This is a genomic window from Nocardiopsis metallicus (genome assembly GCF_014201115.1).
In the GTDB taxonomy this organism is placed as follows: Bacteria; Actinomycetota; Actinomycetes; order Streptosporangiales; family Streptosporangiaceae; genus Nocardiopsis; species Nocardiopsis metallicus.
In genome coordinates this window covers 4,504,684-4,517,113 of sequence record NZ_JACHDO010000001.1, presented here as the reverse complement: position 1 = coordinate 4,517,113, position 12,430 = coordinate 4,504,684, and the positions used below count along the sequence as shown (strand labels likewise).

Sequence of the window (12,430 nt, the reverse complement as noted above, 5' to 3'; positions counted from 1 at the left end):
CCTCGAACCCTGGCCGGGGGCTCGCCCCGGCGGTCATGAGCCGACGGCCGGAGTGAGACCTTGACCACGCCCGGGCGTCCCCGTGAGGGGGCGTCCGGGTTCTTTCGCCTCCGGGGGCCGCTGACCGGAGTGAGAAGCACGAAAGGCGCTGTTCGCGGGGGTTCGGGGCTTCGGTCCGACGGAAGTTCCCCGGCGTGTTTCTCGTGTTCGGCCCCCATCGCGGGGCCAGTGGTGGGAGGATGGCGGAGCCGGAGAGGGTCCTCCCGGGATGGGTGCGACGTAGGACACGTGAACACGATTCGCACCTTTCGCGAACTTTGACCTATTGTGGAGACACGCCGGTGAGAACCGGCAGGCCAGAGCGGGTTTCGAGCCCCTCGGCCACCACGAGCCGACGTGCCGGCCGTGCGCCCGCTGGGGGGTAGGCGCGCACAGTACGGAACGTCACGAAGAAGGGCCCGTCACTCCGGTGACGGGCCCTTCGCTCGTTCCAGGGGGCTCCGGGGCCCTGGTTCTCGGCGGCAGGGGTTCTCGGGGACCGCCCGAGGGGATCGCGGGAGGGATCAGTCCTGCATGGCTTCCTCGGGGATGGGCTCGCCCTCGCGCATGGCCGCGAACATCTGCTCCGACCTGGCCTCGTCCCACAACACGACCGAACCCACGCCGTCCAGCGTCGGAGTGCTCCCGACCGGCACGGCGGTGGTCGCGGTGCCGCCGCGCATCGCCATCAGCATGCTGGCCAGGTGACGCAGCTTGTCGCCCTCGTCCACCATGAACGTGTCGGTGCCCGCGACCACCAGCGGCACGGACTTGAAGGGGTTGAACATCGTGGAGGGGGCGCTGGCCTCCTGGATCAGCGCGGAGAAGAACTCGCGCTGGCGCTGGATGCGGTCCAGGTCCGCGCGCGGGGTGGCGCGGGTGCGCACGTAGCCCAGCGCGGTGCCGCCGTCCATCTCCTGGCAGCCCGCCTCGATGTCCAGGCCCGCCTTCGGGTCCACCATCGGCTCCTCCGGGCACAGCTCCACACCGCCGACCGCGTCGACCAGGTCGACGAAGCCGCCCATGCCGATCTCCACGTAGTGGTCGATCCGCACGCCCGAGGCCTGCTCGAAGCTCTGCACGAGCGGGCCCGGACCACCGCAGACCTCCTCGCCGTCCTCGCCGGTGCCGCACACGGAGTCGGCGAAGGCGGTGTTGATCTTGTTGTCCGCGTAGCCGGGGATGGCCAGGGGGACGTAGGAGTCGCGCGGCACGCTGACGATCGTGGGATCGCCGTCGCGGGGCATGTACAGCACCATGAGCGTGTCGGTACGGCGGCCCTCGGCGCGGCCGGTGGCCAGCTCCCGGATCTGGTCGTCGTCCAGGCCCTCACGGCTGTCGGAGCCGACGATCATGTAGGTGGTCCCGGGCTGCCGGTCCGGGCGTCCCTCGTAGTCCTGGAGGGCGTCGACCCGCTCCAGCCGCGAGTCCGCCCAGAGGTAGAAGCCTCCGGGGATCACCAGGAGCAGGACCAGCACGATGACCAGCGTGTTCCGGGCCGTCTTCTTGCGGCGCTCCCGCGCGCGGCGCTGGTGGCCGCGGCCGTCGTACTCCCGCCCGGCGCTGTGGGTGCGGCGCTTCGGGGGACGGTGCGGGGGCACCTGGTCGGCCGGGGGGATCCGCCGGGTCTCGCCCACGACCCGCTGCTCGGACTCACGGGAGCGGTAGAGCTTCTCGAACTCGTCCGGCTTGCCGGGGCCGCCGCCGCGTCGGAACACACCCCCTCTGTTGTGTTCACCGGTCGAGCCGGGCTCTCCCCGGTGCCGTCGATCAGCCATCGAATCGCCTATCTGCTCCGCGCCGCGTGTCCTGTGCGTGTGTCTTATGTCCCTTGTGATCGCTGACAGAGTAGTCGGGTTCGCTCCGATCTCCTCCGGCGCCCGTGGGCCGTCACTCCGGAAGCCCGCGGGCCAAGGGTTCTCGGCGGGGGGGCTCAGCGGGAGGGGAGGGGCCCGGGGGAGAGGGGGAGCTCAGCGCAGGCGGGACGCTCCGCCGGACGGCAGCGCGGCCCGCATGCGGGGTTCGGGCCACCCCTTCGCCGCGAAAGCGCTCCGTACCGCCGCGGTCAGGTCGTCCACCCGCTCCTCGGCGACCAGCGCGAAGGCGGTCCCCGCCCACCCGGTCATCCGGCTGCCCCGGGCCCCGGCGAGCGCCGCGGTCTCCACGGCCAGGTCGACGGAGGGCAACGGAAGGCCGAAGCGGCGCAGGGACAGGTGCGAGGCGGACAGGATCGGCCCGGTCTCCGCCGCGCGCTCCGTGCGCAGCAGCCCGACCGCGGCGTTGAGCCGGTGCACCTCGGTGACGGCGTACTCCACCCGGCTGCGCAGGACGGGGTTCTGCAGGCGGCGCAGCGCCCCGGGCAGGTCCTGGACGGCGCGCAGCGGGCCCAGGAGGTCCTGGGCCCGGTCCAGCTCGGCGGCGCGGACCGGGCGCGGGTCCCGCCGGGGGAGCGCCCCGGTCTCCAGCACCACCAACCGCAGTTCCGCCGCGGCGAGGTCGAACGGCAGCACGGTGGTCCGGCCGCTGGCCAGGTTCACCCGGACGGCGTGCCCGGCGCGGGCGTCCAGGGCCACGCTCTGGTCGACGGTGCTCCCGGTGGGGCGGTCGGCCCCGGCAAGATCGGCCAGCGCCAGGGACACCGCCGCGCCGACCGCCGCCGAGTGGCCCAGGGAGGCGTGTTCGGGCAGGTCGGAGCCGAGGAGCACCCGAAGCCCGCTCCCCGCCCCCAGGAGGCCCTTCTCGCGCGCGTGGGCCACGGCCCCGACCACCGCGAGGGCTGGCCGACCCCGATCGCTCAGCGGGCCGCTGGGCGTCGCCACCTGCACCCGCCCGTCCGGTGCGGTGCCGACCGCCGCCGTCACCCCCCAGGGCAGCGCCGCGTACAGGGCCGCTCCGCCGCTGGCCGCGGTGTGCTCGCCCATGAGCGCGAGCCGCCCCGGCGCGTGCCACAGACCCTCGGGGGCCGCCCCGAAGAGTTCCGCGTACGCCGAGCGCAGGGCTTCGTCGTCGGGCGCCTCCGGCCAGTCCCCGACCGGACCACCGGTCCGTGTCCCCAGCACCGCGCGCACCCGCGCCCCGATGACCCCCACGTGCCGTCCCCCGTCTTCTCGCGGTCTCCCCGGTGAACACCGATCTCAAGTTTGCCGTCACTTCGGTACCCGCCGGGCGTGGGGTTTTCCTCAGGCGGTATCGGCGAAGCTAGGGTTACGGACTCATTGGTGTGACGGGGGTTGGTTATGGCCGGAGTGCTCGACCGGGCCAAGGACGCGGCCCAGCACTACCAGAACGTGGCGATGGACGGTTTCTGGGAGCTGCGGCGCCGCCGTCCGTTCTTCGACCACCTGGTGCGGGCCGGTGAGCGGTACTCCGACCGCAACGGCACCCAGTTGGCGGGCGCGGTCACCTACTTCGCGTTCCTGTCCTTCTTCCCGCTGCTGGCGCTGGCCTTCGCGGTCGTCGGTTTCCTGGCGGCCCGGCAGGTGGAGCTCACCGCCTACCTGGAGGAGGCGCTGGACGAGGTGCTGCCCGGGCTCTCCCAGCAGCTGCCCATGGACCAGATCGCGGACGCCCGGGTGGGCGCGAGCGTGCTGGGCCTGCTGGGTCTGCTGTACGCGGGCCTGAACTCGGTCGCGGCGCTGCGCGAGGCCCTGCACACGATCTGGCTGAAGAGCCTCAGACAGGGACCCAACCTCGTACTGCGCAAGCTGGTCGACCTGGTAGTCATGATCGGGCTGGGAACGGCCCTGCTGTTCACCGTCGCCTTCACCAGCGTCATGCAGACCGCCACGGTCTGGCTGCTGTCCCTGGTGGGCCTGGAAGGCTCTCTGGTGGCCAACCTGTCGCTGCGTGCCCTGGCCCTGGTCATCGCGATCGCCGTGAACATGTGCCTGTTCCTCCTGGTCTTCGCCCTGCTCTCGGGGGCGGGTCGGCCGACGGGCATGATGTGGAAGGGCGCGCTGCTGGGCGCGGTGGGCTTCGAAGTCCTCAAGAACCTCGCCGCGCAGCTGCTGGCGGGCACGCTCACCAACCCGGTCTACGCGTCCTTCGCGGTGCTGGTCGGTCTGCTCGTGTGGATCAACCTGGTGATGCGCGTGGTCATGTTCAGCGCCGCCTGGACGGCCACCTGGCTGCCGGTGATACCGCCCTACACCGGATCCCTGCCGCTGCCGGAGGAGAACGGGATGGACTGGACGCGTCCGACCCCCGTCCTGCGCCCGCGCGAGGAGGACCTGGCCGAGCAGCGCCTGGCCCGCCGGGTACTCGCCCTGGGCCTGGCGCTGGTGGGGGCTGTGACCGCGGCGGCGGCCGCGGCGTTCGCCCTCCGGGACCGGCCGAGGCCCCCGAGCGTCGGTTGAAGGACCGACCGGCCGCCGCAGCGGCGTTCGCCCCGGGACAGCCGGCCCGTGAAGTGAAACGCGACCGGAAAGAATTCGTTTTTTACTGAGGGTTCCTTCCGTATGCGCGCGGTGTGGGGTGGGTAGTCCTCCCCTGTCCCGGATGGACGGTTTCGCCGGGACGGCGGTGCGTCGGCCACAACGGCCGTCCCATACCTGGAGGGCAGATGGGAATCGCATTCACAACGTCCGAACGAGCGACGCTCGGCGTCGAGTGGGAACTCCAACTCGTCGACCGCGGCAGTCGCCATCTAAGGCAGGAGGCGCGGCAACTCCTCGCCGCACTCCCCGATCTCAGCAGTGAGGCGACGGTCCCCCCGCTGCGGCACGAACTGATGCAGTCCCAGGTGGAGGTGGTGACCGGGATCTGCGAGACGGTGGAGGAGGCCAAGGGTGATCTCGGTCGCAGCGTCGCCCGGATGCGCGAGGTGCTCGAACCCCGCGGCGCCACCCTGACCTGTTCGGGAACCCACCCGATAGACGACTGGCGCGACCAGGAACTCAGCCCCGGAAAGCGCTACGGCGAGCTGGTCGACCAGATGCAGTGGCTGGCCCGACGCATCCTGACCTGCGGCGTTCACGTCCACGTGGGGGTGCGCGGCCAGGAGAAGGCCATTCCGATCGTGAACGCGCTCGCGAACTATCTGCCACATTTCCTTGCTTTGAGTGCTTCTAGCCCTTTTTGGGGTGGTCACGACACCGGACTGGCCTCCGCGCGCTCGATTGTCTTCGGTGCGCTCCCCACCTCGGGGCCGCCGCCGAACCTGCCAGGTTGGACCGCTTTCGAGGAATACCTCGAAACCCTTCTCCGGGCAGGTACCATCGCCTCTATCAAGGAAGTGTGGTGGGACATCCGTCCGCACCCGGATTTCGGCACCATAGAGATCCGGATGTTCGACGGCATTCCCACCTTGCGCGAGGTGGGAATGGCCGCCGCTCTCTCCCAGAGTCTGGTGGAGATGTTCGATCACCAGCTCGACCGCGGGTACAGCTTGCCCAGCCCGCCGTCCTGGGTGGTGAAGGACAACAAGTGGCGGGCCACCCGCTACGGACTCGACGCTCGAGTCATCACGGACTCGCACGGAACCACAGTTCCGATCCGTGACGACCTCTACGAGCTGGTCCGCGAGCTGGCTCCGGTCGCGGCCCGCCTGGGCTGCGCGGAGGACCTGGACCTGATCTCCGAGATCCTGGACAAGGGCGCCTCCTACGAGCGCCAGCGGGCGGTCGTCGCCGAAGGCGGATCGCTCGAAGACGTCGTGGACATGCTCTCCGCCGAGTTCGAAGGCGATTCCACCCGCGCGACGGTCGGCGTCGGCGATGGAGCCGGTGCGCGGTAAGACGTGTAACGAAGAGGGGACCCTCGCATGCAGGGACGTGACCTGCCGGAACAGTTGACCGCTTTTCTGGCGCGCCATGAGCGGGAGCTCACGGGCTTTCGACGGGACCTGCACATGCACCCGGAGCTCGCCTTCGCCGAGCACCGCACCACGGGCCGGCTGGCCGAACGGCTGCGCCAGGTCGGACTGCAACCCCGTACCCTCCCCCAGGGCACCGGTCTGATCTGCGACATCGGCGACGGCCCCGGCGCCACGGTCGCCCTGCGCGCCGACATCGACGCGCTCCCCCTCACCGACGAAAAAGACGTTCCCTACCGTTCCACCGTCCCCGGCGTCGCGCACGCCTGCGGACACGACGTGCACACCACGGTCCTGCTGGCCACGGGGATCTTCCTCGCCCAGCAGGACCGCGCCGGTGCCCTGCCGGGCCGCGTCCGGCTCCTCTTCCAGCCCGCCGAGGAGCTTCCCGGCGGGGCGGTGGAGGTCGTCAAGGCCGGCGGCATGGACGGCGTGGACCGCATCTTCGCCCTGCACTGCGACCCCCGGCAGGTCGTGGGCAGGGTGGGCCTGCGCACCGGCGGCATCACCGCCGCCTGCGACCAGATCATGGTGCGCCTGTCCGGGCCGGGCGGGCACACCGCCCGCCCGCACCTGACCTCCGACCTCGTCTACGCGCTCGGCAAGATCGTCACCGAACTACCCGCCGCGCTCTCCCGCCGCATCGACCCCCGGGCCGGGTTCAGCCTGGTGTGGGGCCGGATCAGCGCGGGCTCGGCGCCCAACGTCATTCCGGACGACGCCGTCGCCGAGGGCACCGTGCGCTGCCTGGACGACGAGGCCTGGCACGCCGCCCCGGACATCCTCAAGGGACTGGTGGAGTCGGTCGCCTCCGCCTACGGCGCCGACGCCGAGGTCACCTACCGCCGGGGTGTTCCGCCCACCATCAACGAGGCGCGCAGCGTGGACATCATGCGCGAGGCCGCCACGTCGGCCCTGGGGTCCGACGCCGTCGGGCCGACCCCGCAGAGCCTGGGCGGGGAGGACTTCGCCTGGTACCTGGAGCACGCACCCGGCGCGCTGGCCCGGCTGGGCACCCACTCCCCGGACTGGAGCGGGCCCATGCTGGACCTGCACCGGGGCAGCTTCGACGTGGACGAGCGCGCGATCGGGGTGGGCACCCGCCTGATGGCGACCACCGCCCTCACCGCGCTGTGGGAGCACGCCCCCGAGGGCATGCGGGTGGACAGCGAGGCCCTGGCCTGATCGCGGTCCCGCCCTGATCGCCGTTCCAGCCCGATCGTCCGCGTGGCCGGGGCCCGGCGCTGACCGGCGGCTTCTGCCGGATTTTCGGTAACTTCGTGTCGCCGTGTCGGGGGCCATCACCGCCCGGTGGCATTCTGGATAGATGAACCAGCCACTCACAGTCGAACAGATCCGGCGGGCACCGAAGGTGCTCCTGCACGACCACCTCGACGGCGGCCTGCGCCCGTCCACGGTCGTCGAACTGGCCCAGGAGGCCGGGTACAAGGGCCTGCCCACCTACGATCCGGCCGAGCTCGGGCGTTGGTTCCGGGACGCCTCCGACTCCGGGTCGCTGGAGCGCTACCTGGAGACCTTCGCGCACACCACCGCGGTCATGCAGAGCCGTGACGCCCTGGTGCGGGTCGCCGCCGAGGCCGCCGAGGACCTGGCCGCCGACGGTGTGGTCTACGCCGAGCAGCGCTACGCCCCCGAACAGCACCTGGAGGGCGGGCTCACCCTGGAGGAGGTCGTCGAGGCCGTCCAGGAAGGGCTCGAACTGGGGGAGAAGCGCGCGGCGGACTCGGGCCGCAGCATCCGCACCGGGCAGCTGGTGACCGCCATGCGGCACGCGGCCCGTTCCTCGGAGATCGCCGAGCTCGCGGTCCGCTACCGCGACGCCGGGGTGTCCGGATTCGACATCGCCGGCGCGGAGGCGGGCAACCCGCCCACCCGTCACCTGGACGCCTTCGAGTACCTGCGCCGGGAGAACTTCCACTTCACCATCCACGCCGGTGAGGCCTTCGGCCTGCCCTCCATCTGGGAGGCGCTCCAGTGGTGCGGCTGCGACCGCCTCGGCCACGGTGTGCGCATCGTCGACGACATCACCACCAACGAGAACGGCGTGCCGCGGCTGGGCCGCCTCGCCCAGTACGTGCGCGACAAGCGCGTCCCGTTGGAGATGTGCCCCAGCTCCAACGTGCAGACCGGTGCCGCCGACTCCATCGCCGAGCACCCGATCAAGCTCCTGCACGACCTGCGCTTCCGGGTCACGGTCAACACGGACAACCGCCTCCAGAGCGGGGTCACCCTGTCGGAGGAGTTCGCCAAGCTGAGCGAGGCCTTCGGCTACGACTGGGACGACCTCCAGTGGTTCACGGTCAACGCCATGAAGTCGGCCTTCCTGCCCTTCGACGAGCGGCTGGCACTGATCAACGGGATCATCAAGCCCGGGTTCGCGCAGTTGAAGTGGGCGACCCACTGATGGCCGGATCCGACGGCGCGCCCACCACGCACTACTCCACCTCCTCCCGGGTGATGGCGATCGGGTGGGTGGTCATCGCGGTCCTGCTCCTGCTGGACGTGGTGCTGCGCGGTCAGGACCGGATGGCCTGGATCGCCGGGGCCGTTCTGGTCCTGAGCATCGCCGTCGTCTACGTCGTGTGGCTGCGCCCTCGGGTGGTCTCCACGGAGCGGGGCATCCGGATGGTCAACCCGCTGCGCGAGACCTTCGTGCCGTGGGCGGCCGTGCAGTGGGTGGACGTGGTCGACGTGCTGCGGGTGCACACCCCCGAGCAGGTGCTGCGCTCCTGGCCCCTGCGCGAGACCAAGCGGGCCAAGGTCCGCGAGAACATGCGCCGGGAGTCGGGCTACCTGGACCCCGACGACGACAGGGATCCGACCCAGATGCGCCCAGTGGACCTGGCCGCCCGCGACCTGCGCCGGGACGCGGAGCGGTACAAGGCGCGTCCGCTGAGCGGCCCCATCAAGGAGGTCCGTGAGGAGGGCCCGGCCGCGCTGGGCGCCGAGGACCGCCCGCAGACGATGGTGCCGGTCGAGGTCGTCGTCGTCCTGGCGGTGCCCCTCCTGCTGCTCGGGGCCGTGTTCCTCCTGGCCTGAGTTCTGCTGGCCCGTGTTCTTGCCGGGCGGGACGCTTCTCCCCGGACCGGACCCGGTTCCCGCGCGGTGCGCGGGGGCCGGGTTCTTCGTTTTCGGGGCGTGGGGTTGACGAGCCCCCCGGGATTCTGGTTAGGTTAGGCATGCCTAAGGGAGAATGTTCCGGGTGGGCGGGCTTCGCGCGGATGGCCACCCACCCGGATCTTCCTCCAAAGGCGACGCGCGCGGTTCAACTGAATATCGGGAAGAGAAGGTGTCGTCAGCGCTAGTCCAACGGGGTCTGCGGGGATCCTGAGCGCACGACGGCACCGGGGAAAGCACCGCCTTCGACCGGACCTGCGGCCGGTACCGTCCATCCCATGGCCTCGGGATGTACGCTCGCCACGCCGGTACCGGACACGCCGGGGCCGGTCGAAGGCGCCCCAACCCCTCTCGCTTGTCCCATCCGGGCAAGCACGCCTCTCCAGTCTCCAAGCGCACACGAAAGCCCGGCGGTCGCCGCCGGGCTTCGTGCTGTGCGGGAGGCTTTTCCTGTCGGAGCCCTCGGCGCTCAGGCCGCGGCGATCACCCGGTTCAGCAGTTCACCGAGCCGGCGCGCTCGCTGGGTGACGATCTCCAGGGCGCGATCCTCCTCGAAGGGGTCCAGCACCGCGCCCACCGCGTCGTTGCTGACCATGGACAGCCCCAGCACCTCGGCGCCCATCTCCACCGCGGCGATGGTCTCCAGCGCGATCGAGCGCCCGACCACGTCCGCGCCCGCCTGGCGCAGCACCTTCAGCTCGGCCGGGGTCTGCAGCTGCGGACCCGTGGTGGACACGTACACGCCCTCGGCCAGGGAGGCGTCCACCCCGTGGATGATCTGGCGCAGCCGCTCGCTGTAGGCCTGGGTCAGGTCGACGAAGTCGGCACCGGCCAGCGGGGACTGCGAGGTGAGGTTGACGTGGTCGCGCAGTACCACCGGCTGTCCCGGCTGGTAGTCGGTGCGCAGCGATCCCGCCGACCCGGTCAGTACCGCGATCCGGGCCCCCGCGGCGATCCCGGTCCGCACCGCGTGCGTGGCGACCATCGGGCCGAAGCCCTCGTAGACGTGGACGCGGCCCATGAACACGACCACGCGTTTCTCACCCACCCACATGCTGCGGACCTTGCCGCTGTGCCCTTCGGCGCCGGGTGCCACGAAGCCGGGCAGCTCGGTCGCGTCGAATTCGATGTCGGGCGTGCCCAGTGTGTCCACCGCGCCCGCCCAGCCGGAGCCGAGCACCACCAGGGCATCGAAACTGTCTGCTCCGGCCCGGGACAGGAGTTCCTTCGCGGCGGAGTCCGCCAGTCGTTTCGCCTCGCCGGTGGTCTGGGGCGGCTGGGGCGGCTGCTCTGATTCGCTCACAAGTCGGATGCTACCCCTGTGTAGCCAAATTGTTCCGGAACGCAACGCAGAGTGTTCGGAGGGCGGAATGTGCACGTCACCTTGGGTGACCTCGGCGACCTGAATCACGTGTCCTTCGTCGCATCGGCCGAGGTCAGGTAGGGGTCCGGTAGGCCACTCCCCGGGGAGACAAGGCGTTTCGGCCGGGGTGGCTGCGGTTTTCGACAGTGGACATGGCCGACAATGGGGTGAAGCGATAAAACCAGGTGGTGCCCTGCCATGCCCGAATATCGCCCCGGACCGGGAACGGGTGTGCCGCATCGCCCGCAGAGGGAGGAAGCAGCGTGACGAAGGTCGTGATCATCGGTGGCGGGCCCGGGGGCTATGAGCCGGCGCTGGTCGCCGCGCAGCTCGGCGCGGACGTGACTGTGGTGGAGCGCGACGGCATCGGCGGCGCCTGCGTCCTCACCGACTGCGTCCCCTCCAAGAGCCTCATCGCCACCTCCACCCGGACCACGTACGTACGCGAGTCCGCCAGCCTGGGCATCCACGTGCCCGAGGCGGAGGACAACAAGGCCGCTGTCGAGGTCGACATCGACCAGATCAACGCGCGGATCAAACGCCTGGCCCAGGCCCAGTCCGACGACACCCGCGCCCGCCTGATCAAGGAGGGCGTCGAGGTCGTCATCGGGGAGGCCCGCCTGGTCGACCCGCACATCGTCGCCGTCGGCGAACGCCGCATCCGCGCCGACGTCGTCCTCATCGCCACCGGCGCCCACCCCCGCGAGCTGCCCACCGCCAAGCCCGACGGAGAGCGCATCCTGACCTGGCGCCACCTCTACGAGCTGGAGGAGCTGCCCGAGGAACTGATCGTGGTCGGCTCCGGTGTCACCGGCGCCGAGTTCGCCAGCGCCTACCAGGCCCTGGGGTCGAACGTGACCCTCGTCTCCTCGCGCAACCTGGTCATGCCCACGCAGGACTCCGACGCCGCCGAGGTGCTGGAGGAGGTCTTCGCCCGCCGCGGCATGACCATCCTCAACCAGACCCGCGCCGAGTCGGTCGTGCGCACCGAGGACGGTGTCCGGGTCACCCTCTCCGACGGCCGGACCGTCGACGGCAGCCACTGTCTGATGACCGTCGGCATGATCCCCAACACCGAGGGCCTGGGCCTGGAGGAGGCCGGGGTCCGGCTGGGCAAGGGCGGGTTCGTCGAGGTAGACCGCGTCTCCCGGACCACCGTCCCCGGCGTCTACGCCGCGGGTGACTGCACCGGCGTGAACATGCTGGCTTCCGTGGCCGCCATGCAGGGCCGGATCGCCATGTGGCACGCGCTCGGCGAGGCCGTGTCCCCGCTGCAGCTGTCCACCGTCGCCTCCACCGTGTTCACCCACCCCGAACTGGCCGCCGTGGGAGCCAGCGAGGACGACGTGCGCAGCGGCCGCATCGACGGCCGTACCGTCACCCTGCCGCTGAACACCAACCCGCGCGCCAAGATGAACGAGGTCAAGGACGGCTTCGTCAAGCTCATCTGCCGCCAGCACACCGGCATCGTCCTGGGCGGCGTCATCGTCGGCCCGCGCGCCAGCGAGCTCATCCTGGGCGTGTCCATCGCGGTCCAGCAGCGCCTGACCGTCGACGACATCGCGCACACCTTCTCGGTGTACCCGTCGCTGTCCGGCAGCGTCACCGAGGCCGCGCGCTCCCTCATGCTCGCCTCCCCGGAGTAGCGGGCCGAGGTGTTCCGGGCCGCCGCCGTGTGGCAGTGCAGGACACACGGAGGGCGGCCCCGGCGCGGCCGCCAGGCAGGAGGCCGGCTCCTTACCGGTTCTTGACGGCGACCGGCGTACTTTTCCGGTGTGATCTGTCCGAAGTGCCAAAACCAGATGCGTACCTTCGACCGCCAGGGCGTCCACATCGAACGGTGTGACGGCTGCCAGGGGATCTTCCTGGACCGTGGTGAACTGGAGCGCGTCGTCGCCGCGGAACAGCGCCACTACGGGGCCGTCCCTCCAGACCCCCAGGCGCCGCCGCCCTACCCGGGGCAGCCGCAGCGCGCCTACCCCGACTCCCCGCCCGGCTACGGCGGCTATCGGGACTCGCCCCGCCCCTACCGCCGTCGACGCAAGGGCTTCCTGGAACAGCTCTTCGACTGATCGGAG

The 12,430-nt window shown here is 71.0% G+C and carries 10 protein-coding genes; 7 read left to right on the top strand and 3 right to left on the bottom strand.

Features of this window, described 5'->3' with window-relative positions:
- Positions 1–563: 563 nt before the first annotated feature.
- Together HNR07_RS19660 and HNR07_RS19655 are read right to left on the bottom strand one after the other, a co-directional pair.
- Positions 564–1,817: an LCP family protein gene (locus HNR07_RS19660; protein WP_184366242.1), complete on the bottom strand. Its 1,254-nt coding sequence runs from the start codon at positions 1,815–1,817 to the stop codon at positions 564–566.
- A gap of 192 nt (positions 1,818–2,009) precedes the next feature.
- Positions 2,010–3,128, bottom strand: a complete 1,119-nt coding sequence (locus HNR07_RS19655) for a galactokinase (RefSeq protein ID WP_184366241.1) — start codon at positions 3,126–3,128, stop codon at positions 2,010–2,012.
- Between the two features lie 147 nt (positions 3,129–3,275).
- Between HNR07_RS19655 and HNR07_RS19650 the strand changes: the two genes are divergently transcribed.
- The 5 genes from HNR07_RS19650 (at position 3,276) to HNR07_RS19630 (ending at position 8,911) form a co-directional block, all read left to right on the top strand.
- A complete protein-coding gene (locus HNR07_RS19650) occupies positions 3,276–4,394 on the top strand; it encodes a YihY/virulence factor BrkB family protein (protein WP_184366240.1) in 1,119 nt (372 codons plus the stop codon).
- A 206-nt stretch (positions 4,395–4,600) separates the two neighbouring features.
- Positions 4,601–5,773 carry a glutamate--cysteine ligase gene (locus HNR07_RS19645; RefSeq protein WP_184366239.1) on the top strand — a complete coding sequence of 391 codons (1,173 nt, stop codon included), beginning with the start codon at positions 4,601–4,603 and terminating at the stop codon, positions 5,771–5,773.
- A 27-nt stretch (positions 5,774–5,800) separates the two neighbouring features.
- The gene (locus HNR07_RS19640) at positions 5,801–7,036 is read left to right on the top strand and encodes a M20 family metallopeptidase (RefSeq protein WP_184366238.1); all 1,236 of its coding nucleotides are present in this window, start codon (positions 5,801–5,803) and stop codon (positions 7,034–7,036) included.
- A 142-nt stretch (positions 7,037–7,178) separates the two neighbouring features.
- Positions 7,179–8,276 carry an adenosine deaminase gene (locus HNR07_RS19635; RefSeq protein ID WP_184366237.1) on the top strand — a complete coding sequence of 366 codons (1,098 nt, stop codon included), beginning with the start codon at positions 7,179–7,181 and terminating at the stop codon, positions 8,274–8,276.
- Positions 8,276–8,911 carry a PH domain-containing protein gene (locus HNR07_RS19630; RefSeq protein WP_184366236.1) on the top strand — a complete coding sequence of 212 codons (636 nt, stop codon included), beginning with the start codon at positions 8,276–8,278 and terminating at the stop codon, positions 8,909–8,911. Before HNR07_RS19635 ends, HNR07_RS19630 begins: the two co-directional genes overlap by 1 nt.
- A 547-nt stretch (positions 8,912–9,458) precedes the next feature.
- On the opposite strand, the gene HNR07_RS19625 is transcribed toward HNR07_RS19630, so the two are convergent.
- Positions 9,459–10,292 carry a purine-nucleoside phosphorylase gene (locus HNR07_RS19625; protein WP_184366235.1) on the bottom strand — a complete coding sequence of 278 codons (834 nt, stop codon included), beginning with the start codon at positions 10,290–10,292 and terminating at the stop codon, positions 9,459–9,461.
- Between the two features lie 323 nt (positions 10,293–10,615).
- On the opposite strand from HNR07_RS19625, the gene HNR07_RS19620 reads away from it, so the two are divergent.
- Both HNR07_RS19620 and HNR07_RS19615 read left to right on the top strand, forming a co-directional pair.
- A complete protein-coding gene (locus HNR07_RS19620; protein ID WP_017584075.1) occupies positions 10,616–11,998 on the top strand; it encodes an NAD(P)H-quinone dehydrogenase in 1,383 nt (460 codons plus the stop codon).
- A 129-nt stretch (positions 11,999–12,127) separates the two neighbouring features.
- The gene (locus tag HNR07_RS19615; RefSeq protein WP_312893901.1) at positions 12,128–12,424 is read left to right on the top strand and encodes a TFIIB-type zinc ribbon-containing protein; all 297 of its coding nucleotides are present in this window, start codon (positions 12,128–12,130) and stop codon (positions 12,422–12,424) included.
- Positions 12,425–12,430: the final 6 nt, after the last annotated feature.

Bases quoted from the DNA above. Each gene is read 5' to 3' on its own strand.
- HNR07_RS19635 (WP_184366237.1), top strand. From the start codon at position 7,179: ATGAACCAGCCACTCACAGTCGAACAGATCCGGCGGGCACCGAAGGTG.
- HNR07_RS19630 (WP_184366236.1), top strand. From the start codon at position 8,276: ATGGCCGGATCCGACGGCGCGCCCACCACGCACTACTCCACCTCCTCC.
- HNR07_RS19660 (WP_184366242.1), bottom strand. From the start codon at position 1,817: ATGGCTGATCGACGGCACCGGGGAGAGCCCGGCTCGACCGGTGAACAC.
- HNR07_RS19640 (WP_184366238.1), top strand. From the start codon at position 5,801: ATGCAGGGACGTGACCTGCCGGAACAGTTGACCGCTTTTCTGGCGCGC.
- HNR07_RS19650 (WP_184366240.1), top strand. From the start codon at position 3,276: ATGGCCGGAGTGCTCGACCGGGCCAAGGACGCGGCCCAGCACTACCAG.
- HNR07_RS19645 (WP_184366239.1), top strand. From the start codon at position 4,601: ATGGGAATCGCATTCACAACGTCCGAACGAGCGACGCTCGGCGTCGAG.